The sequence below is a fragment of the Rhizobium sp. AQ_MP genome (assembly GCF_014237835.1).
In the GTDB taxonomy this organism is placed as follows: domain Bacteria; phylum Pseudomonadota; class Alphaproteobacteria; order Rhizobiales; family Rhizobiaceae; genus Allorhizobium.
In genome coordinates, this window is record NZ_JACJVI010000008.1 from 142,393 (window position 1) to 166,419 (window position 24,027).

Here is a 24,027-nt window from a genome sequence, read left to right on the forward strand (position 1 = left end):
AACATCTCCGGAGAGAACCATGTTGAAATTCACCCCCGAACACGAATGGCTGAAGATCGAAGGCGATATCGCGACTGTCGGCATCACCACCCATGCCGCAGGCCAGCTCGGCGATCTCGTCTTTGTCGAACTGCCGGATGAAGGCACGAGCTTCAAGAAGGATGCGGGTGCCGCAACCGTCGAAAGCGTCAAGGCAGCGTCTGACGTCTACTGCCCGCTCGACGGTGAAATCGTCGAAATCAACCAGGCGATCGTCGACGATCCGTCGCTGGTCAATTCCGATCCGGAAGGTGCTGCCTGGTTCTTCAAGCTGAAGCTCGCAAATCCCGCTGACGCCGACGCGCTGCTCGACGAGGCCGCCTACAAGGAGCTGATCGCGTAATGACAACCGAATTCCAGTTCACGGATTACGATCCTTACGACTTCGCCAATCGGCGCCATATCGGCCCCTCGCCTGCCGAGATGACGGATATGCTGAAGGTGATCGGCTATCACTCGCTCGACGAGCTGATCGATGCCACCGTGCCCGGCTCGATCCGCCAGAAGGTGCCGCTCACCTGGGGTGCGTCGATGACCGAGCGCGAGGCGCTCGACAAGCTGCGCGAGACGGCCAACAAGAACAAGGTCCTGACCTCGCTGATCGGCCAGGGCTATTACGGTACGATCACACCGCCGGTCATCCAGCGCAACATCCTGGAAAACCCGGCCTGGTACACGGCCTATACACCCTACCAGCCGGAAATCAGCCAGGGTCGACTGGAAGCACTTTTGAACTTCCAGACCATGGTAACCGACCTCACCGGTCTCGACGTGGCCAATGCCTCGCTCCTCGATGAGGCCACCGCTGCCGCCGAAGCCATGGCGCTCTGCCAGCGCAGCGCCAAGACCAAGGCGACCGGCTTCTTCGTCGACAAGGACTGCCACCCGCAGACCATCGCCGTCATCCAGACCCGCGCCGAGCCGCTCGGCTGGACCGTTACTGTCGGTGACCCCTTCACCGATCTCGACCCGACCGAAGTCTTCGGCGCAATCTTCCAGAATCCCGGCACGCACGGCCATGTGCGTGATTTTTCCGGCCTGATCGCTCGTTTGCACCAGACCGGAGCACTGGCCGCTGTCGCGGCCGACATTCTCGCCCTGCTTCTGTTGAAGTCGCCAGGCGAAATGGGGGCTGATATCGCCATCGGCTCGACCCAGCGCTTCGGCGTGCCCATGGGTTACGGCGGTCCGCATGCGGCCTATATGGCGGTCAAGGATGCGATCAAGCGCTCCATGCCGGGTCGTCTGGTGGGCGTCTCCGTCGATGCGCGGGGCAATCGCGCCTATCGCCTCTCGCTGCAGACCCGCGAACAGCATATCCGCCGCGAAAAGGCGACCTCGAACATCTGCACGGCGCAGGTGCTGCTCGCCGTCATGGCCTCCATGTATGCCGTCTTCCACGGCCCGAAGGGCTTGAAGGCGATTGCCCAGCAGGTGCATCAGAAGACGGTCATCCTGGCTAAGGGTCTCGAAAAGCTCGGCTATACGGTGGAGCCTGAGACCTTCTTCGACACGATCACCGTCGAGGTCGGCCACATGCAGGGCCTCGTCATGCGGGCGGCCGTTGCCGAGGGTGTGAACCTGCGCAAGGTCGGCGACACGAAGGTCGGCATCGCCCTCGACGAGCGTACCCGTCCGGCGACGCTCGAAGCCGTCTGGCGTGCCTTTGGCGGCAATTTCAAGGTTGCCGATTTCGAGGCCGATTATCGCCTGCCCAAGGATCTCTTGCGCACCAGCGAGTATCTGACGCATCCGATCTTCCACATGAACCGCGCGGAAAGCGAGATGACCCGCTATATCCGCCGGCTCTCCGACCGCGACCTTGCGCTCGACCGGGCGATGATCCCGCTCGGCTCCTGCACGATGAAGCTCAACGCCACGGCGGAAATGCTGCCGATCACCTGGCCGGAGTTCTCCGACATCCATCCCTTCGTTCCGGCCGATCAGGCGCTGGGCTATAAGGAGATGATCGATGATCTCTCGGAAAAGCTCTGCGCCGTCACCGGCTACGACGCGATCTCGATGCAGCCGAATTCAGGTGCCCAGGGTGAATATGCCGGGCTTTTGACGATCCGCGCCTATCACCTGTCGCGGGGCGATACGCACCGCACGGTTTGCCTGATTCCAACCTCGGCACATGGCACCAATCCCGCATCCGCCCAGATGGTCGGCATGACCGTGGTGCCGGTCAAGTCGAAGGAAAACGGCGACGTTGATCTCGATGACTTCCGCGCCAAGGCGGAAGAGCATGCAGAGAACCTCTCCTGCTGCATGATCACCTATCCCTCTACCCATGGCGTGTTCGAGGAGACGGTGCGCGAGATCTGCGAGATAACCCATCAGCATGGTGGCCAGGTCTATCTCGACGGAGCCAATATGAACGCCATGGTCGGGGTTGCCCGTCCCGGTGACATCGGTTCGGACGTCTCCCACCTCAACCTGCACAAGACCTTCTGCATCCCGCATGGCGGCGGTGGTCCGGGCATGGGGCCGATCGGCGTCAAGGCGCATCTCGCCCCTTACCTGCCGGGCCATGTCGTGACCGACGGTCGTCCGGGTGCGGTCTCGGCCGGTCCCTATGGCTCGCCGTCGATCCTGCCGATCAGCTGGTCCTACTGCCTGATGATGGGTGGCGAAGGTTTGACCCAGGCCACCAAGGTCGCGATCCTCAACGCCAACTATATCGCGGCACGGCTGAAGGGCGCTTATGATGTGCTCTATACGTCGGCCTCGGGTCGCGTCGCGCATGAATGCATCATCGACACCCGTCCTCTGCAGGCGTCCGCCGGCGTGACCGTCGATGATGTGGCAAAGCGCCTGATCGACTGCGGTTTCCATGCGCCGACCATGAGCTGGCCGGTTGCCGGCACGCTGATGATCGAGCCGACGGAATCGGAAACCAAGGCCGAGATCGACCGCTTCTGCGATGCCATGCTGGCGATCCGCGAGGAAGCCCGGGACATCGAGGAAGGCCGGATGGACAAGGCCAACAATCCGCTGAAGAACGCACCGCATACGGTGGAAGATCTGGTCGGTGAGTGGACCCGTCCCTATAGCCGCGAACAGGCCTGCTACCCCCCGGGAGCGTTTAGGGTCGACAAGTACTGGTCCTCGGTCAACCGCGTCGACAATGTCTATGGCGACCGCAATCTCGTCTGCACCTGCCCGCCTATGGAAGCCTATGCGGAAGCTGCCGAGTAAGGCCCCGCTGGATTAATCGACCAGGAGGCGTCTCCATCAAGGGGGCGCCTTCTTTCTTTTCCCACTCGTCTTGCCGGCCACTCGTGAATTGTCCGGATCGGCAGTCAGGCGTAACCTGCTGGCCACGTGCCACTGTCGACGAGGAGGCTGCCGTTGTCCGAAATCTTGCCGCTTGTCTCAGAGATCAACGAGGACAATCTGCCGCTCTTCGAGGGTATGCTCGATCTCTTTGCCGAAGCTTTCGAGGATGAGGAGAGCTACAGCAGCCGGCGGCCGTCGAAAGCGCACATTCTGAAGCTTCTCGGTTCGGGTCAATTCATCGCGCTCGTCGCTGTCCGTGACGGAGGCGTGGTCGGCGCTCTGACAGCCTATGAGATCGTCAAATATGAGCAGGAGCGGAGCGAGCTCTACATCTTTGACCTTGCGGTCAGCCCTGCCCTTCGCCGCCAGGGCATCGCGACGGCGCTGATCTCCCGGCTGCTGGATATCGGACGATCGCGCGGCGTGTCATCGGTCTATGTGCAGGCGCATGCCGAGGATGAGCCGGCCGTTGCGCTCTACTCCCGCCTCGGTGTCCGAAGCGAGGTGCTGCATTTCGATTTGCCGGTCTCCTGACGAACCGCCACGCTCAAGGAGGCCCGGTTTCACCCTGCCAATGCCACTTTTATGGCGGCGGGCCTCAATTGTCGTGACCGGCCGCAAACCCCTGTGATGGAACGGAATGCGCCAGCGCCCGTTCTTCTGCTGCTCAACACAGGAGAACCGACATGCGCAAAACTCTTATCCTCGCCGGGGCAGCGGCCCTTATGACGCTCTCGGCGTCGGCCTATGCGCAGGAAACCGTTATCATCCAGCAGGCGCCCGTTGCCACCCAGTCGACCATCGTCGTACCGGCGCCGGTTGAAACCTATGTCATGCAACGCGAGGTTCGGTCCGTGCCCTATGAAGGGGATGTGCTGGTCGGCCGCGTCATTGAAGATCCGGTCGAACTCTACCCAGTGGATGGCTACGAGAACTATTCCTACACCGTCGTCAATGAGCGCCGCGTGATCGTGGATCCGCAGACACGCCAGATCATCCGGATCATCGAGTGATTGCACGGAAGATCCGCAGGCATCCGAGCCCGGCCGAAAGGCCGGGTTCTTCGTATGGAGGCCACTGGCGGTCGACGCGACCGGCGGCGTCCCAAGATGACGCATCCCGCTGATTGCCATCGAGGAACTGGAAACCAACTGAATTCGGGAAGTGCTAACCCGCCTCGATTATCCTGTTCTCATCATCAGGTTTGGGCACGGTCGTATGAGCATCTCCGCCGTCATGGGCATTTCACTCTCCGGCATGCAGGCGCAACAGACGCGCCTTTCGGCGACGGCAAACAACGTCGCCAACGCGCTCACTCCCGCCTATGACCGGCTGGAGACGCGGTTTGGCAACAGCCAGGGCGGCGGGGTGACAGCCTCAGTTAGACCTTCCGGCGGAGCCACCTTTGAGGACGGTTCCAATGTCGACCTCGCCTCTGAAATGGTCGCGCTGGCCGAAGCCGAGACCGCCTTCAAGGCCAATGCGGCAGCCTGGGAAACCGGCGCCGATATCTGGGACGTGCTGCTCGCGATCAAGCGCGAATGAGGCGTCCACTCTTCCGACCCTTAGCCTGCCGGACACAACCTCGATCCGATCCGGCATGCCCTGGAGGGATTATTTTAAAAGCCGTCTATCAGGTTGAGCATTTTTGGGCCGTCGCTCTTTCGGCGAGCAAAGGCGGAGCCGTTGGAGTATTCGTCGACTGACGGGATGTCCGGCTTGCGGACACGGTCGACGGCAGGCATCAGGTTGCACCGGAGAGTTCATGTATCACGACGCACTCAATCAGCTTAAGGCAGACCTTCTTGCGGCGGAGATCGGCGATGTGCAGCAGCTGAGGAGCCTGTTTGATCGCAGGCTGCAACAGGCACTCGCGACTGTCGAGCACAACACCTATGTGGAGGATTGTCTGTTTCAGATCGCAGAGGCGCTGGAGGCACTTCAGGCACGCCCAGACGAACACCTGCGGCTCCGCCTGTATCTACTGGGCGCGATCGAGGCGCTGCGCGACGAACTCGATCTTTGCGACGTCGACATGGATCTGCGGCAGACCGCCGTCGGCTTCTGACATGCTGCGTTTGCGACCGCCACCGAAGCGCCGGCGGTCCAGTCCATCGGCCGCAGCCAGAGAGACCATCAGAAGAAGGTGATCCAAAAACAGGATGTCATCGCTCAGCGGTTCCTTCTGCGCGACACCCCTGATGATTTCTCGAAGGCCACGGACCTGCTCTTCAACGATCGAGCGCACGTAGAGATCGGAGGATGGGACTTCGCTATCCGGCATGTGATTCTCCTGCCATTCTTGAAAACAGCCTGCCTGCCTGTGGCGGCTCGACGGAAGCGCGATGCGAGGGCTGCGACATATCGAAATGAACTTCGGACAACATCTTGCGGTCGAGCACGCTGCCGCTGATGCCATAAAGCTTGTGGTGCCTGAGCAATCCCGCCATGGTGGGCCTGGCGGTGATCGGCACAATGAGCGAGCCATCATCCAGCACGGTCGGCGCTGCGAGCGGCCTCACGTCCCAGCCGGCGGTCAGCAAAAGGTTCACAAAGTTCTGATGGGTCTCAACAATCAGCAGCTCAATGCCGGTGACGAGACAGTATTCCATTACGCCCATGATGAGCATGCCTGAGACCGAAATGCCCCTGACGGTCATGTCGGATGGGTCGGCGATACACTTCGTCCATTCGAAGATGCACTTGCCTCGCGGATACTCCCCGCCGTCCGTCAGATGCGGATAGACATCCGACAGCAAATGCGGCTTCAACGTCGGAAGAAGCCGACTGTATGCAACCACCTCGCCGGCATGGATCAGCGGCAGATGGACCGCCTCGTCGCCATCGAACTGGTCCATCTCGCGGCCATCGGCGCGGCGACAGGCATCCCATCCCAGCCGTTCGACGAATTGCCGGTGCCGGAAGCGCCAGACTTGCTGCAGAAGCTCGTCATAATCCTGCGAGTTTGAGCCTCGGATCGTCGCAAGCATTTGGCCCCCATGAAAAGTCTGGAGGACATTGCGGCATCGCGATCAAACCCGACATAGGCAGTTCTGCCTATTTATCTGATTATTCCAAGCCTGATTGATTCAGCAATCAACTGCGCCCGATTCACGGAGTTCAACCTTCGGCTTGCAGAGGCGATTTCGTGCTGGACCGTTTTCTCCGAGATTCCGAGAATCTGGCCGATCTCCCAATTGGTCTTTCCGGCAGCACACCAGAGGATGACTTCACGTTCCCGTGGGGTCACCTTTGCGGCGGCAGCGGCATTGCGCTCGCCGCTCTCCGTCATGAAGGCGCGCAGCCTGTTGTGCGCATAAATCGAGACGATGTGCAGCACCCCGCGCTGCTCTTGGGACAATTCGACCTTTCGAGCACCGAAAGTCACGATCGCCTGAAAACCGCCAACAGAATGCAGCGGAACACTGTAGCCGTCGAGCATGCCGAACTCCGTCGCCTCGTTCATGACCCGCCGCGCGCCCCGGTTCAGCGGTCTATCGGCAAGAGCTTCCGACCACACAAAGGCATCGCTGTTCATCTTGGTGTGGTGGATGACCGGATCGACATGCACGTAGTTCTGCTCGACATAACGCTCGAACCAGCCCTCCGGCCAGGCATTCAGCATGAAGTAGGGGTCAATCCGTTCGTTCGGCAAGGGGATGCCGGAAACCGCAAAACAGTCCATGCCGAACGCGCGCGCTGCTTTCCCGAGGCTTTCCAGGACTTCGTCCTTATCGCCGGCTCGCGCCGATTCGGTGATGAAATCGAACATCACATTGGCCGTTGCCTGCCTGTCTGACATCCACACCTCATATCGGCCGCATGCCACATCTGTTCACGATGCTAGCATGGGCGCGCGAAATCCCACTCGGTAAACATTAGATTTCGTGGAGATTTTCACGACGAAGATCGCGCACCGGCTCACATCGTCTGGAATGGTGAGTCTGGTGGCGACACAGCCCTGGCAATCAGGCGGTTTTATTCGCCGCCGATGACGTAGCTGCGCTCGCTGGTGGTCGACAGGGCGATCATGGTTTCGCTGCGGGCAATCAGACGCTCGCCCTTGAGATCGGCAAGAAAGGTCTCGATCCCGCTCAAATCCGCCGTTCTGATCTTCAGCATGTAGGACCAGCTGCCCGTGACGTGGTGACATTCCAGCACGGCGGGATGTGATTCGGCATAATCTCGAAAAGCGGCCTGCTCGGTGTCCTGAGGCAGGGTCACCAGCATGAAGGCCGTGATCGGCAGGCCCAGCGCTGCCGGATCGACCTCAAGAGTGAACCGTCTGATTGCACCCGATGCCACCAGGCGGCGGATGCGTTCATTGACGGCGGAAGGAGAAAGCCCTACCACATCGCCTATGCTCGCGAGCGAGCGCCGCGCATCCTCAGCCAACAAATCGATAATTTTGCGGTCACTAATATCCATAGCCGCAGCTTATTTGCGTAAATCGGCATTCCGCAAGATATTTTTTGTTTTCAGCGGAAAATCCATAGGCAGCGGCATCGATACACTCGCTCACCTATGAGGCAGAACAACCGATCACGCTTCTCAGACCGCCGCCGCCTGGCGCTGCTTTGCCAGTTCCGCAAGGTCGGCGGCCTTAAGCTCAACCGATTCGCCGCAACCGCAGGCGGATGTCTGGTTCGGATTGTGGAACGTGAAGCCAGAGCGAAGCGTGGTTGTCTCGAAGCCCATTTCGGTGCCGAGAAGATAGAGTACGGCCGCAGGATCGATCCACACCGTTGCACCGTCGCGCTCGATCCGGTCGTCCTTCGGGTTCGGTTCGCGCACCAGATCGATGGTATACTCCATGCCGGCACAACCACCCTTTTTGATGCCAACCCTGATCCCCTTCGCATCGGGACCGGAATTTTCCACGATCGCCTTGACGCGTGCGGCAGCCGCATCGCTCAGCGTCATCACCTGAAAGCCCATCGGCACAGTCTCCACCAACAACCGGGTTCAAGGTCCGGCGTTTCTCCAACGCAATGTAAGGGACGCGCCACGGCCGTTCAATAGCTTAAGCGCTGCCATTCAGCAGTGGGCAGGCTTGGCCCCGGTGACGGGCATGGTACTTGAGGAACAACCGCTCCGTTCGCAAGACCCCACAATGCAAAACGGCCCGCGCAAAGCGGGTCATTTCGCCAATTGCCTAATTCATTTAATACCAGCCGACAGCGACCTGCGCCTCTTCGGACATGCGGTCCGGCGTCCACGGCGGATCGAAACTCATTTCCACTTCGACACCCGAGACGCCCTCGACCGAACCCACGGCATTTTCGACCCAGCCCGGCATTTCACCGGCGACCGGGCAACCCGGAGCTGTCAGCGTCATGACGATCTTCACCGTGCGGTCGTCCTCGATGTCGATCTTGTAGATCAGCCCGAGTTCGAAGATGTCCGCCGGGATTTCCGGGTCATAGACGGTCTTCAACGCCGCGATGATATCGTCGGAGAGGCGGGCGACCTCTTCCGGCGGGATCGCCGTGTTGATGATGCCTTCGCGGACTTCGGGCTTGGTTTCCGTGTCACTCATGGTGTTCATTCCTCAGGCGAAGAAGCTGCGGGCGTAATCCAGAGCGTCCGCCAGCGCATCGACTTCTTCCCGTGTGTTATATAGGCCGAACGACGCCCGGCAAGTGGAGGTCACGCCGAAACGTGCCAGAAGCGGCTGGGCGCAGTGCGTGCCTGCGCGAACGGCGACGCCGCGCCGGTCGATCATCGTCGAGACGTCGTGGGCATGGATGCCGGCGAGCTCAAAGGAAAAGATCGCCCCCTTGCCCGGCGCGTTGCCGATGATGCGCAGCGAATTGATCGCCGACAGACGCTCATGCGCATAGGCGCGCAGGCTTTCCTCATGGGCGGCAATCGCCGGGCGGCCAAGGCTTTCCATATAGTCCAGCGCATAGCCAAGGCCGATCGCCTGGACGATCGGCGGCGTGCCGGCCTCGAAGCGATGCGGCGGCTCGTTATAGGTCACGCGATCTTCGGCCACCTCGATGATCATCTCACCGCCGCCCATGAAGGGGTCCATGTCGCGCAGGCGGTCCATCTTGCCCCAGAGCACGCCGATGCCCGAGGGACCGTAGAGCTTGTGGCCGGTGACGGCATACCAGTCGCAGCCGAGATCCTGGACGTCGACCGGCATGTGAACGGCACCCTGGCTGCCATCGACCATGACGGCGATGCCGCGCTCACAGGCAATGCGGCATACTTCCTTGATCGGCACGACGGTACCGAGCGCGTTGGACATATGGGTGATGGCGATCAGCTTGGTACGTTCGGTCAGGCACTTTTCGAAGGCTTCCATGTCGAAAGCGCCTTCGTCGGTGACCGGAGCCCAGACCAGCTTGGCGCCCTTGCGTTCCCGAAGGAAATGCCAGGGCACGATGTTGGAGTGGTGCTCCATGATCGAGAGCACGATCTCGTCGCCCTCGCCGATATGCTTCATGCCCCAGCCATAGGCGACCGTGTTGATCGCCTCGGTCGAGGACTTGGTGAAGATCACCTCGTCAATCGAGGGGGCATTGAGAAAACGGCGCACCTTCTCGCGCGCGCCTTCATAGGCGTCCGTCGCGGCGTTGGACAGGAAATGCAGGCCACGATGCACATTGGCATATTCGTTCGAATAGGCGTGGCTGATCGCGTCGATCACCTGCTGCGGCTTCTGGGCCGAGGCGGCATTGTCGAGATAGACCAGCTTCTTGCCATAGACCTCGCGCGACAGGATCGGGAAATCCCGCCTGACGGCTTCAACGTCGTAACCTGTCCGTGCCGCGATCGTGTCAGCCATGGTGCTCCAGCCAGTCGGTGATGATCTCTTCCAGAGCCTCGACGAGCGGCTCGTTTTCGAGCTCCTCGACGATTTCGGCAACGAAGCCATTGATTAGCAGCGCACGGGCCTTCTTTTCCGGAATGCCACGCGACATCAGGTAGTAGAGATGGCTCTTGACGATGTCGGCGACCGTCGCGCCATGGGCGCACTGCACGTCGTCTGCGAAGATTTCAAGCTCCGGCTTCACCGAGAACTCGGCATCGTCAGACATCAGCAGCGTGTTGCAGGCCATGCGCGCATCGGTTCTCTGGGCATCCGGAGCAACCCGGATCATGCCCTGGAAGACCCCCTTGGCGCGATCGAAGACCACATTGCGGATGATTTCCGTCGAGGTCGTGTTCGGGACGTTATGGCCGAGCGTCATGGTGACGTCGGTATGGGTGTCACCGCCGAGCAGGTTGACGCCGCGCAGCATGAAGTCGGAGCCTTCGCCTGCCGTCTTCACATGCACTTCCTGACGGACCAGTTTGCCGCCCGCATTGACGACGAAGAGGCGGAACTTGGCGTCTGTGCCGAGTTCGGCGCGGATCTGGCCGAGATGCGTGTCGGCATCGCCTTCGCCCTGCAGGATCACCCAGGTGATCTCAGAACCCTCGCCGAGCTTCAGGTCGGCGACAACAGAGGCGAGTGCGGCCGAACCGCTCTGGCCGATATGGCGCTCGATGACGGTGGCCTTGGACCCCTTGCCGAAGCTGGCCGGGAAGCGCAGATGCAGCTGGCCGGCGGCATGCACCGACTGCAGTTCGATCGGCGCTTCGATGTCGGCGTCTTCGGCCACGTCGAGCGTGAAGCCGTCACGCACGAAAGCGCCGTTCAGGCGGCCGATCGTGTCGTCGCCGTTGAAAGCGGTCAGGCCTTCAGCGGCGTCACCGTTCGTCAGCGCGTCACGGTAGAGCGAAACGGTCAGGCCTTCCGGCAACGATGCGGGCCTCTGGGCAACACCCTGCAGGATACTGAACACATGGGCGCCCGCCACCAGCGGATTAACCGCCTTGGCGACAGCCTGGGGCTCTTCGCCCGGAAGGGCACGCAGCAGCGCCTTGAGGTCCGTATAGTGGAAGGTCTCGACGCGACGCGTCGGCAGGCCCTGGCGCTTCAGCGCGTCGAACAGGCCGTCGCGCTTCAGTAGCACGGCGCCATCGCCGGGAAGGCTGCCGATCTGGTTGGTATAGGCGTCGATGAGCTGGGTCTCGGCTGCGGTGAGCCGGTTGGCCGCTTGCAATGTCATCGTTGCAACTCCTTCAAACTCGGCCCGAACTCAGGCAGCCTGCCCCGTGATGTCGGCATAGCCGTTCGCTTCCAGATCAAGCGCCAGCGACTTGTCGCCGGACTTGATGATCTGGCCCTTGTAGAGGACGTGAACGGTGTCCGGCACGATGTAGTCGAGCAGGCGCTGATAGTGGGTGATGACGACGGTGGCACGGTCCGGACGCTTCAGCGCGTTCACGCCATCGGCGACGATCTTCAGGGCATCGATGTCGAGGCCGCTGTCGGTTTCGTCGAGGATGCAGAGCTTCGGCTCAAGCAGCGCCATCTGCAGGATTTCGGCGCGCTTCTTCTCACCGCCGGAGAAGCCGACATTCAGCGGGCGCTTCAGCATGTCCGGGTTGATCTTCAGCTCGGCAGCGGCTTCCTTGACGCGGCGCATGAAGTCCGGCGTCGTCAGCTCGTCCTCGCCACGCGCCTTGCGCTGCGAGTTCATCGCAACCTTGAGGAACTGCATGGTGGCCACACCCGGGATCTCGACCGGGTACTGGAAGGCGAGGAAGATGCCCTTGGCGGCGCGCTCGGCCGGATCGAGTTCGAGAATGCTCTCGCCATTGTAGAGAATGTCGCCTTCGGTGACTTCATAGTCTTCGCGGCCCGACAGGATGTAGGACAGCGTCGACTTACCCGAACCGTTCGGGCCCATGATGGCAGCCACTTCGCCGGCCTTCACGGTCAGGTTCAGGCCCTTGATGATCTCGGTGCCGTCTTCGGCGATGCGGGCATGGAGGTTTCTGATTTCAAGCATGTCTGTGTTCCTGTCCATCGGGCGGTTCAAGGGCCGCCTGTCGTTTCCTGTTGCGCCGCGTGGCGCCTGTTCAATTTCGTCATCCTCGGGCTTGTCCCGAGGACACCCGGGCTATCGGCCTTGCGCCGTGCGCACTGGCTTATCAGCCCTCAGTCAATTCGAGCCGCTTTTCGATCCGGTCGAGACGCAGCTTCAACTCTGCGATCTCGCCGTCCTGTCGAGCCTCATCCGTCATGAAACCAGCCATATACTGCTTCATGGCCGGCATCTCGGAACGCATGCCGACCATTTCTTCCTTCAGGGAAGAGATGTCTGTCCGCATGATCCTCAGATGTTCGAGGATGAGGTTCTCGACCTTCTCGTTCATCACCCCACGCTTCCCTCGAGCGAGATGTTGATCAGCTTCTGCGCTTCAACCGCGAATTCCATCGGCAGCTGCTGGATGACGTCGCGGACGAAGCCGTTTACGATGAGCGCGATCGCCTCTTCTTCCGGGATGCCGCGCTGCATGGCGTAGAACTTCTGGTCCTCGGAGATCTTCGAGGTCGTCGCCTCGTGCTCCACCTTGGCCGTCGAGTTCTTCACCTCGATGTAAGGCACGGTATGGGCGCCGCAGGTGTCACCGATCAGGAGCGAATCGCAATTGGTGAAGTTGCGGGCGTTTTCGGCCTTGCGATGCATCGAGACCTGGCCGCGATAGGTGTTCTGCGACACGCCGGCCGAGATGCCCTTGGAGATGATGCGGCTCTTGGTGTTCTTGCCGAGGTGGATCATCTTGGTGCCGCTGTCGACCTGCTGGTGGCCGTTGGAGACGGCAATCGAGTAGAACTCGCCCTGGCTGTCGTCGCCGCGCAGGATGCAGGACGGATACTTCCAGGTAATCGCCGAGCCGGTTTCGACCTGGGTCCAGGAGATCTTCGAGCGCGCACCACGGCAATCGCCGCGCTTGGTGACGAAGTTGTAGATGCCGCCCTTGCCATCCTTGTCGCCGGGATACCAGTTCTGGACGGTCGAATATTTGATCTCGGCATCATCGAGCGCCACGAGTTCCACCACGGCTGCATGCAGCTGGTTTTCGTCGCGCTGGGGTGCCGTGCAGCCTTCGAGATAGGAGACGTAAGCGCCTTCCTCGGCGATGATCAGGGTGCGTTCGAACTGGCCGGTGTTCTTCTCGTTGATGCGGAAATAGGTCGACAGCTCCATCGGGCAGCGAACGCCCTTCGGGATGAAGACGAAGGAACCGTCGGTGAAGACAGCCGAGTTCAGTGTCGCATAATAGTTGTCGGTCACCGGAACGACCGAGCCCAAATACTTCTTCACCAGCTCGGGATGCTCGCGCACGGCTTCCGAGATCGACATGAAGATCACGCCGGCCTTCTTCAGCTCTTCCTTGAAGGTGGTGACAACGGAGACCGAATCGAAAACCGCGTCGACGGCGATCTTGGAGGACTGGACGCCCGCCAGCATTTCCTGCTCTTTCAAGGGAATGCCGAGCTTCTCATAGACCTTCAGGAGCTCGGGATCGACTTCGTCGAGCGACTTCGGGCCGGCAGCCGTTTTCGGTGCCGCGTAGTAGTAAATGTCATTGAAGTCGATCTTCGGATAATCGACGCGCGCCCAGGTGGGCTCGACCATCGTCAGCCAGCGCCTGTAAGCGTCGAGGCGCCATTCAAGCATCCATTCCGGCTCTTGCTTCTTTGCCGAAATGAAGCGGACGATGTCTTCCGACAGGCCTTTCGGGGCCTTGTCGACTTCGATCGTGGTTTCAAAACCGTACTTGTACTGGTCGACGTCGATCTGGCGGACCTGATCGATCGTTTCCTGCACAGCAGCCATGGTCGTTCTCCAATCTTGCCGGGCCAAATTCCGGCAGCTTGTTAACGTTGGGCGGTGACCCGCCATATCTAAGGTCCCCGAGCCATCATTTCATCCCTCTTGGCAAGGGAAAAACGACGATCGGGCTGGTTTTTCGCCGCTTATGCGGCCTGTCCCGCTGGCTTGCGCCGAGCGGCAATCTTTGCGAAGGCTGCGACGAAGCGATCGATATCGCTTTGCGTCGTTGCCGGGCCGATCGACAGGCGCAATGCCCCGGTTGCGGCATCTTCGCCCATGGCGGTCAGCACGTGGCTCGCACCCACCTTGCCGGACGAGCAGGCGGCACCGGCCGACAAAGCCACCCCTTCGAGATCAAAGGCAATCTGACCGGTCTCTGCCTTGAGCCCCGGCAGATGGAAGAAACTGGTATTGCCGACCCGCGCTTCGCTCCGTCCGTAGATCACCGTGTCCGGTGCCGCCGACAGCATGGCCTGCTCCGCCCGGTCGCGAAGCGCAGACACTTGCGAATTCCGGTCGACCAAGCCTGCCGACATCTCGCGCGCAGCAGCGCCGAAGCCGGCGATTGCAGCAAGGTTTTCCGTGCCCGCCCTGTGCCCCTTTTCCTGGCCACCACCGCGCACCAGGGGTTCCGGCATCAAGGTCTCGCCGCGCGACACCAGCGCACCGACACCCTTGGGGCCACCCAGCTTATGGGCCGAGAGGATCAGGAAATCGGCACCAAGCTCGCCAATCGACAGAGGAATGCGTCCCGCCGCCTGCACGGCATCCACCACCAGCAACCCACCACTCTTCTTTACGACGGCGGAGATCTCTCGGATTGGCTGAATGATGCCGGTTTCATTGTTGACCAGCATCACGGCGACCAGCGGCAGTCCGTCTGCTGGATCATGCGCGGCCAACTGCGCGGAAAGTGCATCGAGATCGAGAACACCCGAACGCGTCACCGGTATTTCCATCACCTGATCAGCGGCGAAGCGCCCACCGGCCCGGACAGCCGGATGTTCGATCGCGGAAACGTAGAGCCGACCGAGCGCGACACGCGACTTGCCCATGCGATAGACCGGCGACAGCACCTGATTGGCGGCTTCGGTCGCGCTTGCGGTGAAGGTCACGTGGGCCGACTCGGCACCCACGAGGTGCGCCACATCGCGGCGTGCCTTCTCGATGACGGCCCGGGCCGCCCGCCCCTCGGCATGCACGGAAGACGGATTTCCTGGCATGGCCAGCGCGTCGAGCATGGCATCGCGCGCCGCACCCATCAGGGGCGCGGTGGCGTTCCAGTCGAGATAGATGCGCTCAGCGGCCATCCTGGCTTTTGGCTCCCTCACATCCGGCGGCGCATTTTCCTTGAAATTTCCGCCGGGCTTGCCTTATGACACCTTCACCCCGGATGCGACGCCATCCAGTTTCGAACGGTTCTAAACTTCGTTCTAGAAAAGCTGACTGACGCCGTCAAGTCAGCTTTCTAATTTGGTGTTGACGAACCGCAAAAATGTCAGGGACCGGAACCTAATGCCCGAAGTGATTTTCAACGGCCCGGCGGGTCGCCTCGAAGGCCGTTATCAGCCCTCCAAGGAAAAGAGCGCCCCCATCGCGATCATTCTTCATCCGCATCCGCAGTTCGGCGGAACGATGAACAACCAGATCGTCTACCAGCTGTTCTACATGTTCCAGAAGCGGGGCTTCACCACGCTTCGCTTCAACTTCCGCGGCATCGGTCGCAGCCAGGGCGAATTCGACCACGGCGCGGGCGAGCTGTCAGACGCGGCTTCCGCGCTCGACTGGGTGCAGAGCCTGCATCCGGATTCGAAGAGCTGCTGGGTTGCCGGCTATTCCTTCGGCGCCTGGATCGGCATGCAGCTTCTGATGCGCCGTCCGGAGATCGAAGGCTTCATGTCGATTGCGCCGCAGCCGAACATCTACGACTTCTCCTTCCTCGCCCCCTGCCCGTCCTCCGGCCTGATCATCCATGGCGACAGCGACAAGGTGGCACCGGAGAAGGACGTTATCGGCCTCGTCGACAAGCTGAAGACGCAGAAGGGCATCCTCATCACCCATAAGACGGTGCCGGGCGCCAACCACTTCTTCAACGGCCAGGTGGAAACGCTGATGGCCGAATGCGAAGACTATCTCGACCGCCGCCTCGACGGCGAACTGGTCCCGGAACCCGCCGCCAAGCGGATCCGGTAAAATGATCAGGATCGTGGCCGATACAAATGTGCTCGTCAGCGCTTGTATCGGCCGCGGCCCAGCCTCGAAGGTGATCGAGGCGTGTTTACGCGGGCAGTTGCTGCCAATGCTCAGCTTGGCACTCTACCTCGAATACGAAGACGTCGTGAACCGAGCAGGCCTCTTCCGCCGGGCACGACTGAACTTGGTCGAGCGTAACGAATTGCTCGACGCAGTTTTCGCGACATCAACACTCGTAGAAACCAAATATCTCTGGCGACCCAATCTGCGCGACGAGGCAGACAACCATCTGATTGATCTGGCGGTTGCGGCCAATGCCCGTTATCTTGTGACCAGCAACGTCAGGGACTTCATCGGTGGCGACCTGAGGTTTGATCACATCGAGGTCATAGAGCCCGCCAACTTGATTGAGGAGCTCAAGCTATGAGAGCAGTCACGATCAACCTACCCGAGCCGCTGGATGCACAGATCGAACAGCTGGCTCAGGAGAACGGCCTCACGCTGAGCGATTTTCTGGTCGAAGTCAGCAAGGACATCATCCGGCAGGACGAGGCCCGCAAGCGCTTCCATGAACGTGCAGAGCGTGGCAAGGATAAGATCGACGCCGCCCTCGCATTGCTCCAGCGTGACTAGCCTCCAATCCAGATTTCAGACAGCGATTTCTTGATGACCTCACCCATGACATTTGACGCCGTCGGCCTCGCAGGCGGTGGCAACCGTTGCTACTGGCAAAGCGGTTTCCTGAAAGCCTTCAGCGAGCATCAGCCGCTCAAGCCGCGTTTCTATGTCGCCGTTTCGGCCAGCGCCTATCACGGCGCGATGCATCTTGCCGGCGTCGGCGATCGTGTCAGGGCCTCGGCCTTCGCATTTGCCGAAAAGGGCCATCGCGGCGTGGACTGGCGCGCGCTGACGCGGCGGGAATCGCCGCTCGTGGTCGGCAGGCTCTTCTGTCAACTGCTCGCCGACGCGTTCGGCGAACAAGAACTCGCCACCCTGAAGAAGGCGCCGCCCATGCTGATCCAGCTCTCCGGCCTGCCCGACTGGATGCCGGGCGCACTCGGCGCGCTCGGCTCGATCGGCGCCTATCAGATCGAGAAGCTTCTGACGGATGGCACCCATTCCAAGGCGGGCCTGCGGATGAAGTTGCGCCCGACCTGGATCTCGACACACAATCTCGACTATCCCGGCGAACTGGTCGATGCGCTGATGGCAACCTCGTCCGTGCCGCCCTTCATGCCGGTTGGTCGTGTCAGGGGTCGCGCCTATCTCGATGGCGGGCTTGTCGACAATCCGCCGCTGATGAAGCTCAGAGAAGTCGAGGCGAAGGGCTGGAAGACGCTGCTTCTCACCACCCGATTTGGCCGCAAGCCGCCAGCGGTCGAAAATCGCATTGTGGTCGGCCCGAGCGAAGACATTCCGGTCAGCAAATTCGCAGTCGGTGACGCCGCGGGGATCCGGCATGCCTATGAAGTGGGATTGCGCGATGGGCTTGCCTTTGCCCGGCAAGGGCTGACTGCGGAGCCGGTCAAGTAAAGCTCACGGTTTTCGCGGCGCCGTCGAGAGCACTCCGCCGCTCACCGGCTCCCGGACACCCGTCGTGCCCGGAAAGGTCAGCGGCAGGCCCCGTGCCGACCGAACGGCGAGATAGGCCCAGGCTTCCGCCTCCATGGCGTCGCCATCAAAGCCCGCCTGCTCGGCGGTCACCACCCTTGCTCCCTGTTCGCCGGCGAGGTGCACCAGATCCGCCATGATCGTCCTGTTGAGGCGGCCACCGCCGCAGATCACATAGGTTTTCGGCGGGGTCGGAAGGTGGCCGGCCGACTTGAGGATCGCGGCTGCGGAGACGAAGGCGAGCGTGCGGGCGCCGTCCGACAGTTCTGCCTCATGCCCTTCCGGTGGACGGAAATCGTTGCGGTCGAGCGAGCGGCGTGTCTTTCCTGTGAAGAAGGGATTGTCGAGATAGCGCTCGGCGAGCGCCATGATCACCGAACCTTCAGAAGCGATCCGGCCGCCGTCGTCATAGGGAATACCGGCATGGGCCTCGACCCATTGATCGATCAGCGTATTGCCGGGTCCGCTGTCGAAGCCGATGATCGTGCCGTCGCGTTCGAGGAAGGTGAGGTTCGAGATGCCGCCGATATTGACGAAGCAGACCGGCCAGTCCGCTGCCGGAATCTGATGGGCGAGTGCCTGGTGATAGACCGGGACCAGCGGGGCGCCCTGCCCGCCATGGACCATGTCCTTGGCGCGCATGTCGTAGACGACGTCGATGCCGGTTTCGGCTGCCAGCAGCGGCCCGTCGCCGAGCTGGACGGTCAGCGCCTGATCCGGCCGGTGCAACACCGTCTGGCCGTGGAAGCCAATCAGGTCGATCTGCTCAGGCTTGAGCTGCTGCTGCCGCAGGAAAAGCGCCACGGCCTCCGCATGACGTCGAGTCAGGTCCCTTTCCATAGGTGGAAGGTCGCCCGGGCGTTCCTCACGGCGCCCGATCGTCTTGGCATCTTCCAGCGCCTGCTTCAGCCGGTCGCGGAAGGCCGGTTCGTAGGGCACGGAGAGAAAGGCGCCACGCTCGACGACCGTCTCGCCATCGGTGCGAACCAATGCCACATCGATGCCATCCATCGAGGTGCCGCTCATCAACCCGATCGCCGTCCTGATTTCCGCCATTTGCCACCCGATTCGAACGCCTGCGTTGCCGGACATTCATGACCGAGACGGGTGCACAATTCAAAAAACAATGCTAAAGCCCGCGCGGATTTTAAAGTTTGCCACCGAAAGACCAGAGAAACCGAAAGCCACAGCGTCATGACGAAGTTCAAGTCCGATTTCCTCCGCATCCTCTCCGAGCGCGGCTTCATTCATCAAATGTCCGATGAAACGGGGCTCGACGACCTGCTCGCCAAGGAAAGCGTGACGGCCTATATCGGCTATGACCCGACGGCTTCCTCGCTGCATGTCGGTCACCTGATGCAGATCATGATGCTGCGTTGGTTTCAACAGACCGGTCACCAGCCTATCTCGCTGATGGGCGGCGGTACTGGGATGGTCGGGGACCCCTCCTTCAAGGAGGAGGCGCGCAAGCTGATGACCATCGAGACGATCGAGGAGAACATCGCCTCGATCAAGCGCTGCTTCTCGCATTATCTGGACTACAACCAGGGTCCGAAGGGCGGCGCCCTGATGATCAACAATGCCGAATGGCTGCGCCCGCTGAACTATCTCGAGTTCCTGCGCGATGTCGGCCGGCATTTCTCGGTCAACCGCATGCTCTCCTTCGACAGTGTCAAGACGCGCCTCGACCGCGAGCAGTCGCTGTCCTTCCTCGAATTCAACTACATGATCCTGCAGGCCTACGACTTCGTCGAGCTGAACCAGCGCTATGGCTGCCGCCTGCAGATGGGCGGCTCGGATCAGTGGGGCAACATCATCAACGGCATCGATCTCGGCCACCGCATGGGCACGCCGCAGCTCTATGCACTGACGGCACCGCTGCTCACCACCTCCTCCGGCGCAAAGATGGGCAAGTCGGCCTCGGGTGCGGTGTGGCTCAACGCCGACCTCTTGCCGGTCTATGACTTCTGGCAGTACTGGCGCAATACCGAAGACGCCGATGTGGTGCGCTTCCTCAAGCTCTTCACCATCCTGCCGATGGACGAGATCACCCGTCTCGCTGCACTCGGCGGATCCGAAATCAACGAAGCCAAGAAGATCCTCGCCACGGAAGTGACGACGCTGCTGCATGGCCGCGACGCCGCCGAACAGGCAGCCGAAACGGCCCGCAAGACTTTCGAGGAAGGGGCACTCGCCGACACGCTCCCGACCGTGGAAGTGGCAGCCGCCGAGCTTGAGGCAGGCATCGGCCTGCTGGCGATGATCGTCAAGGCAGGCCTTGCCGCCTCCAACGGCGAAGCCCGTCGCCACGTCCAGGGCGGTGCGGTGAAGATCAACGATGCGGGTGTCTCCGATGAGCGCATGTCTGTCGGCAATGCACAGCTCACCGGCGAAGGCGTGATCAAGCTGTCGCTGGGCAAAAAGAAGCACATCCTGATCAAGCCCGTCTGATCCCCGATCAATCCACAAAATCCTCTGCGAAAAGCCCGCAAATGCGGGCTTTTCTGCCTTTGTAAAGAGCCATTAACCCATGGCGCGTTTTTGACCAGCCCGACAAGCCTGCCGCATATGACGGCAACCTCATGCACAAATGCATAGCAGTCGCACATTATTTGCACTGCACAATATTGTTTTACGGCTGTATAAGAAGGTCAATCGCTGATGCGGGAACGACCGCAAGATCAGCAACCAAGTTTGACCGAGGAAACGACCATGAACCCGATCCGCATTGCCAAGAACTGGATGAGCTACCGCCGTACGATGAACGAACTGGGCAACCTGTCCCAGCAGACCCTCAACGACATCGGCATTACCCGCTACGAAATCCGCAACATCGCTTCGCGCTCCTTCCGTTAATCGGAACGTCTGCAAAGCAGCCTGTCAGACGGCACCGCATGGTGCCGTTTTTGATTCCGGCGTCACGAGTCCTCCCGCTGCTCTTTCCAACCGATGGACCTTGCGCGCCAAGCCGTGATATGGAGCCGCCCATGACGAACAGCTCCTTCTCCCCCATACATATCATCGGCGGCGGCCTTGCCGGCTCGGAAGCTGCCTGGCAGGTCGCTCAGGCCGGCGTGCCCGTCATCCTGCACGAGATGCGCGGCGTGCGCGGCACCGATGCGCACAAGACCGATGGCCTTGCCGAACTGGTCTGCTCCAATTCCTTCCGCTCCGACGATGCGACGTCGAACGCCGTCGGCGTCATCCACGCGGAAATGCGGCTTGCGAATTCGCTGATCATGGCCTGCGCCGACAAGCATCAGGTGCCCGCCGGTGGTGCGCTCGCCGTCGACCGCGACGGGTTTTCCGATGCAGTGACCGCCGCCATTCACCAGCATCCGTTGATCACGGTCGTGCGCGAGGAAGTGACGGGGCTGCCACCGGAGGACTGGGACCTTGCGATCATCGCGACAGGTCCCCTCACCTCGCCAGCACTGGCCGAAGCCATCCGCGAGCGGACCGGCAAGGATGCACTCGCCTTCTTCGATGCGATCGCCCCTATCGTGCATACCGACAGCATCAACATGGATATCTGCTGGTATCAGTCGCGCTACGACAAGGTGGGACCTGGCGGCACGGGCAAGGACTATATCAACTGCCCGCTCGACGAGGCCCAGTACAATGCCTTCGTCGATGCTCTGATTGCCGGCGACGCCGTCGGATTCAAGGAATGGGAGGGTACGCCCTATTTCGACGGCTGCCTGCCGATCGAGGTCATGGCCGAGCGCGGTCGCGAGACGCTGCGCCACGGGCCCATGAAACCGATGGGCCTCACCAATGCGCACAACCCGACCGTCAAGCCCTATGCGGTCGTGCAGCTGCGCCAGGACAATGCGCTCGGCACGCTCTACAACATGGTCGGTTTCCAGACGAAACTCCGCTACGGCGCCCAGGCGGAAATCTTCCGGATGATCCCCGGCTTGGAGAATGCCGAATTCGCCCGTCTCGGCGGCCTGCACCGCAACACCTATATCCATTCCCCCACGCTTCTCGACCAGAGCCTGCAGCTGAAGGCCCGTCCAGGCCTGCGCTTTGCCGGCCAGATCACCGGCTGCGAGGGGTATGTGGAAAGCGCCTCGATCGGCCTGCTCGCCGGTCGCTTCGCGGCAGCGCAGCGCAAGGGCGAGACGCCGAGCATTCCGCCGGCGACCACGGCACTGGGTTCACTGCTCAACCACATCACCGGCGGCCATATCGTCTCCGACGAGGAGCCGGGCAAACGGTCCTTCCAGCCGATGAACATCAATTTCGGGCTTTTCCCGGAGCTGGAGCCGGGTTCGATCGTCAAGCCGGAGGGCGTCAAGCGTTTCCGTGGCAAGGACAAGACGATCATGAAGCGGCAGCTGATTGCGGCACGCGCGCTCGAACACTGCAAGACCTGGCTGGGTGCGACCTGAGATAAGCGTCAGCCAGCCGCCCCTGATGCCGCATCCGGCTCGCGGTCGGCATGACCGACATAGTTCCCGAGCAGCCAGAGCGACACCTCGGCGGCGACAGCTGGATTTGTGAAGGTGTATTCACCGTTGTGGGCGGGCGCGTCGAGGAATTCGACGGCCATGCCCGTGCCGTTTGGCAGAGGCTGAACGCGAACCGTCCCGGGCTCGATCAGGTGGCAGGCAAAGTGGTTGCGCAGGCTGCGCATGAAGCCGGCCTTGTTGTCATGCAGGCGGACGAAGACGGCCTTGCCGTCGGCGGTGGCATGCAGGCTGCGGATGGCTTCCTGCGGAAAGGCACGCCCGAACTCGAGAATCGCCAGCCCCGCATCCTGAAAACCCTCTTCCTCCTGACGCACCATGCGCGACGAGAAATAGGCCAGCGCCAGGATGAGCGCGAAGACGATACCCCAGGTCACCATTGTTCGAACTCGCCTCCTGTTCCACGCATCGTATCTCAAAGGCTGCTAGCAAGCGAGGCTTGCGTGAACGTGACGAGCGATGGATCTTAGAGATGGCCCGTCAGAAGCAACCGCATCATGGACAGCTGACGGCGCCATTGCGCCGGTCGGATGTCGGTTGCAAGGCACGCGCCCCCCAGCTTGATCGCACGTTTGAGCACTGGCTCTACGAGCGTCACGGGCAGATATGCCGCTAGCAGGCTCTTGGGGAGCCGACCGGCTGCGCGCGCCTTGCGGAGGTGATCGAGCCCGAAGCCGGCAAAGGCCTGGATGGCTGCCGTCACACGCGGGTCATCTGCATGGGTGAGAAAGCTCCCGCGGTCGAGCCCGACGGAGGCGAGAATCTGTGTCGGCAGGTAGACCTGCCCGCGTGCCCGATGGATCGGCATCAAGAGAAGCGTCCCGGCGACGGCAAGCGCCACACCGGCATGACCGGCGATTTCCGACGCCCCTTCCGCAGCCTTTGCATCCAGCACCAGTGCCACCAACTGGATGAGCGCGGCGGCCGTCTCGCCGGCATAACCCTCGAACATCGCGGTGGTCTCCATGGGATCGTCATAGAGATCAAACACACGGGCATCGGCCATCGCCACCAGGGGAGCGACCGGAAGCTGCCAGATCTGGACGGCGCGCAGAAGCTCGGCTGCGACGGGATTGGAGGCGGTATCGCCATGGGCCGAACCTTCGAGGAGATCCCGCCAGTATTGCAGGCGTACCTCGCCCGGCAGGGGTTCGCGCACCACGTCGCGAACACGGGCAAGCTCGGCGTTGTAGGCATAGAGGGCGACCACGGCAGCTCTCTGATCCGCCGGCGTCAGGAGGCTCGCGAGATAGCGATCGCGATCCGTCTCCTGTAGCGTCCGCAGGCACAGAGCCTCATTGGCGGAGGATAACGCGCTCACGATGCACCTTTCAGGGACGGGTTCAGACTGCGATCAATGCGGCTGCGACCGGGCGTTGCTCGGCCAGCATGATGTTATACGTGCGCACTGCCGCACCAGTTCCCATGGGATCGGTGGCAATGCCCCTCGCCTTCAGTGCGACACGCAGATCCGGATCGACGAGGCGCAGCTGTCGCCCCGTACCCAACAGCAGGAACTCGATACCCGTCTCGTCGAAGACCCGAGAAAGGGAGGCCTTCGTGATCGCTGCCTCTTCCGTCTGCTCCCAGCCATAAACTCCGGAGGGAAGCAGCAGCAGCGAACCACGATGCGACATGTCGGCGAAGCGGAACCCGCCGTTGCCATAGCTGTCGATGCCCGGCCGCCCCGGAAAATGAGCATCACGGACGGTGACGCCCTTGTCCCCGAAGCCGAAGATCAT

29 protein-coding genes are annotated in these 24,027 nt (G+C 61.4%); 13 read left to right on the plus strand and 16 right to left on the minus strand.

What is annotated here, in order from left to right:
- Positions 1 to 19 precede the first annotated feature (19 nt).
- The 6 genes from gcvH to H6M51_RS13450 all read left to right on the plus strand — a co-directional run bounded on the left by gcvH (position 20) and on the right by H6M51_RS13450 (position 5,389).
- Entirely contained in the window at positions 20 to 382 is a 363-nt protein-coding gene (gene gcvH, locus H6M51_RS13425; RefSeq protein WP_166599445.1) for a glycine cleavage system protein GcvH, read from the plus strand.
- Positions 382 to 3,240 (plus strand): aminomethyl-transferring glycine dehydrogenase, encoded by a 2,859-nt coding sequence (gcvP, locus tag H6M51_RS13430; protein ID WP_185810332.1) that lies wholly within the window; start codon positions 382 to 384, stop codon positions 3,238 to 3,240. Before gcvH ends, gcvP begins: the two co-directional genes overlap by 1 nt.
- A gap of 153 nt (positions 3,241 to 3,393) precedes the next feature.
- Complete coding sequence (locus tag H6M51_RS13435) at positions 3,394 to 3,855, plus strand: GNAT family N-acetyltransferase (protein ID WP_281418962.1); 462 nt, start codon at positions 3,394 to 3,396, stop codon at positions 3,853 to 3,855.
- Between the two features lie 152 nt (positions 3,856 to 4,007).
- Positions 4,008 to 4,334: a DUF1236 domain-containing protein gene (locus H6M51_RS13440; RefSeq protein ID WP_185810333.1), complete on the plus strand. Its 327-nt coding sequence runs from the start codon at positions 4,008 to 4,010 to the stop codon at positions 4,332 to 4,334.
- 205 nt (positions 4,335 to 4,539) lie between these two features.
- The gene (locus H6M51_RS13445; protein WP_185810334.1) at positions 4,540 to 4,866 is read left to right on the plus strand and encodes a flagellar basal body protein; all 327 of its coding nucleotides are present in this window, start codon (positions 4,540 to 4,542) and stop codon (positions 4,864 to 4,866) included.
- A 220-nt stretch (positions 4,867 to 5,086) separates the two neighbouring features.
- Positions 5,087 to 5,389: a hypothetical protein gene (locus tag H6M51_RS13450; RefSeq protein WP_185810335.1), complete on the plus strand. Its 303-nt coding sequence runs from the start codon at positions 5,087 to 5,089 to the stop codon at positions 5,387 to 5,389.
- On the opposite strand, the gene H6M51_RS13455 is transcribed toward H6M51_RS13450, so the two are convergent.
- From H6M51_RS13455 to H6M51_RS13510, 12 genes are all read right to left on the minus strand, one after another.
- Complete coding sequence (locus tag H6M51_RS13455) at positions 5,303 to 5,605, minus strand: hypothetical protein (RefSeq protein WP_185810336.1); 303 nt, start codon at positions 5,603 to 5,605, stop codon at positions 5,303 to 5,305. The two genes, H6M51_RS13450 and H6M51_RS13455, sit on opposite strands and share 87 nt — an antisense overlap.
- Positions 5,595 to 6,311 carry an acyl-homoserine-lactone synthase gene (locus H6M51_RS13460; protein ID WP_185810337.1) on the minus strand — a complete coding sequence of 239 codons (717 nt, stop codon included), beginning with the start codon at positions 6,309 to 6,311 and terminating at the stop codon, positions 5,595 to 5,597. Before H6M51_RS13460 ends, H6M51_RS13455 begins: the two co-directional genes overlap by 11 nt.
- 71 nt (positions 6,312 to 6,382) lie before the next feature.
- The gene (locus H6M51_RS13465) at positions 6,383 to 7,123 is read right to left on the minus strand and encodes a LuxR family transcriptional regulator (protein WP_185810338.1); all 741 of its coding nucleotides are present in this window, start codon (positions 7,121 to 7,123) and stop codon (positions 6,383 to 6,385) included.
- Between the two features lie 176 nt (positions 7,124 to 7,299).
- Entirely contained in the window at positions 7,300 to 7,749 is a 450-nt protein-coding gene (locus H6M51_RS13470; RefSeq protein ID WP_185810339.1) for an Lrp/AsnC family transcriptional regulator, read from the minus strand.
- Positions 7,750 to 7,872: 123 nt separating this feature from the next.
- Positions 7,873 to 8,259, minus strand: coding sequence for a Fe-S cluster assembly scaffold SufA (gene sufA, locus H6M51_RS13475; RefSeq protein WP_185810340.1), 387 nt, complete (start codon positions 8,257 to 8,259; stop codon positions 7,873 to 7,875).
- A gap of 226 nt (positions 8,260 to 8,485) precedes the next feature.
- Positions 8,486 to 8,860 carry an SUF system Fe-S cluster assembly protein gene (locus H6M51_RS13480; RefSeq protein WP_407073582.1) on the minus strand — a complete coding sequence of 125 codons (375 nt, stop codon included), beginning with the start codon at positions 8,858 to 8,860 and terminating at the stop codon, positions 8,486 to 8,488.
- A 12-nt stretch (positions 8,861 to 8,872) separates the two neighbouring features.
- Complete coding sequence (locus H6M51_RS13485) at positions 8,873 to 10,117, minus strand: cysteine desulfurase (RefSeq protein WP_185810342.1); 1,245 nt, start codon at positions 10,115 to 10,117, stop codon at positions 8,873 to 8,875.
- Positions 10,110 to 11,387 (minus strand): Fe-S cluster assembly protein SufD, encoded by a 1,278-nt coding sequence (sufD, locus tag H6M51_RS13490; RefSeq protein WP_185810343.1) that lies wholly within the window; start codon positions 11,385 to 11,387, stop codon positions 10,110 to 10,112. The genes H6M51_RS13485 and sufD overlap by 8 nt, the downstream gene beginning before the upstream one ends.
- A gap of 30 nt (positions 11,388 to 11,417) precedes the next feature.
- Positions 11,418 to 12,173, minus strand: coding sequence for a Fe-S cluster assembly ATPase SufC (sufC, locus tag H6M51_RS13495; protein WP_166599462.1), 756 nt, complete (start codon positions 12,171 to 12,173; stop codon positions 11,418 to 11,420).
- 142 nt (positions 12,174 to 12,315) lie between these two features.
- On the minus strand, positions 12,316 to 12,540 hold the full coding sequence (locus tag H6M51_RS13500; protein ID WP_185810344.1) for a hypothetical protein: 225 nt from the start codon (positions 12,538 to 12,540) through the stop codon (positions 12,316 to 12,318).
- The gene (sufB, locus tag H6M51_RS13505) at positions 12,540 to 14,009 is read right to left on the minus strand and encodes a Fe-S cluster assembly protein SufB (protein WP_185810345.1); all 1,470 of its coding nucleotides are present in this window, start codon (positions 14,007 to 14,009) and stop codon (positions 12,540 to 12,542) included. The genes H6M51_RS13500 and sufB overlap by 1 nt, the downstream gene beginning before the upstream one ends.
- Positions 14,010 to 14,149: 140 nt before the next feature.
- Positions 14,150 to 15,316, minus strand: coding sequence for a cysteine desulfurase family protein (locus H6M51_RS13510; protein WP_185810346.1), 1,167 nt, complete (start codon positions 15,314 to 15,316; stop codon positions 14,150 to 14,152).
- Between the two features lie 205 nt (positions 15,317 to 15,521).
- Between H6M51_RS13510 and H6M51_RS13515 the strand changes: the two genes are divergently transcribed.
- The 4 genes from H6M51_RS13515 to H6M51_RS13530 are packed head-to-tail and all read left to right on the plus strand — an operon-like array spanning position 15,522 to position 17,732.
- Complete coding sequence (locus tag H6M51_RS13515) at positions 15,522 to 16,199, plus strand: alpha/beta hydrolase (protein WP_185810347.1); 678 nt, start codon at positions 15,522 to 15,524, stop codon at positions 16,197 to 16,199.
- 1 nt (position 16,200) lies between these two features.
- On the plus strand, positions 16,201 to 16,626 hold the full coding sequence (locus tag H6M51_RS13520; protein ID WP_185810348.1) for a putative toxin-antitoxin system toxin component, PIN family: 426 nt from the start codon (positions 16,201 to 16,203) through the stop codon (positions 16,624 to 16,626).
- Entirely contained in the window at positions 16,623 to 16,832 is a 210-nt protein-coding gene (locus H6M51_RS13525) for a hypothetical protein (RefSeq protein WP_185810349.1), read from the plus strand. Before H6M51_RS13520 ends, H6M51_RS13525 begins: the two co-directional genes overlap by 4 nt.
- A 45-nt stretch (positions 16,833 to 16,877) precedes the next feature.
- Entirely contained in the window at positions 16,878 to 17,732 is an 855-nt protein-coding gene (locus tag H6M51_RS13530; protein WP_185810350.1) for a patatin-like phospholipase family protein, read from the plus strand.
- 3 nt (positions 17,733 to 17,735) lie between these two features.
- Here H6M51_RS13530 and H6M51_RS13535 read toward each other — a convergent pair whose 3' ends face one another.
- Positions 17,736 to 18,866, minus strand: a complete 1,131-nt coding sequence (locus H6M51_RS13535) for an anhydro-N-acetylmuramic acid kinase (RefSeq protein WP_185810351.1) — start codon at positions 18,864 to 18,866, stop codon at positions 17,736 to 17,738.
- Positions 18,867 to 19,004: 138 nt separating this feature from the next.
- Here H6M51_RS13535 and tyrS point away from each other — a divergent pair, with 138 nt between their 5' ends.
- The 3 genes from tyrS to trmFO all read left to right on the plus strand — a co-directional run bounded on the left by tyrS (position 19,005) and on the right by trmFO (position 22,207).
- On the plus strand, positions 19,005 to 20,261 hold the full coding sequence (gene tyrS / locus H6M51_RS13540; protein ID WP_185810352.1) for a tyrosine--tRNA ligase: 1,257 nt from the start codon (positions 19,005 to 19,007) through the stop codon (positions 20,259 to 20,261).
- A gap of 261 nt (positions 20,262 to 20,522) precedes the next feature.
- On the plus strand, positions 20,523 to 20,666 hold the full coding sequence (locus H6M51_RS13545; protein WP_185810353.1) for a DUF1127 domain-containing protein: 144 nt from the start codon (positions 20,523 to 20,525) through the stop codon (positions 20,664 to 20,666).
- Between the two features lie 131 nt (positions 20,667 to 20,797).
- On the plus strand, positions 20,798 to 22,207 hold the full coding sequence (gene trmFO / locus H6M51_RS13550) for a methylenetetrahydrofolate--tRNA-(uracil(54)-C(5))-methyltransferase (FADH(2)-oxidizing) TrmFO (RefSeq protein WP_185810354.1): 1,410 nt from the start codon (positions 20,798 to 20,800) through the stop codon (positions 22,205 to 22,207).
- A gap of 8 nt (positions 22,208 to 22,215) precedes the next feature.
- Here the strand turns inward: trmFO and H6M51_RS13555 are convergent, their stop codons facing one another.
- The 3 genes from H6M51_RS13555 to H6M51_RS13565 form a co-directional block, all read right to left on the minus strand.
- A complete protein-coding gene (locus tag H6M51_RS13555; protein WP_185810355.1) occupies positions 22,216 to 22,665 on the minus strand; it encodes a hypothetical protein in 450 nt (149 codons plus the stop codon).
- Between the two features lie 86 nt (positions 22,666 to 22,751).
- Positions 22,752 to 23,606 (minus strand): phytoene/squalene synthase family protein, encoded by an 855-nt coding sequence (locus H6M51_RS13560; RefSeq protein WP_185810356.1) that lies wholly within the window; start codon positions 23,604 to 23,606, stop codon positions 22,752 to 22,754.
- Between the two features lie 22 nt (positions 23,607 to 23,628).
- A complete protein-coding gene (locus H6M51_RS13565; protein ID WP_185810357.1) occupies positions 23,629 to 24,027 on the minus strand; it encodes an Mth938-like domain-containing protein in 399 nt (132 codons plus the stop codon).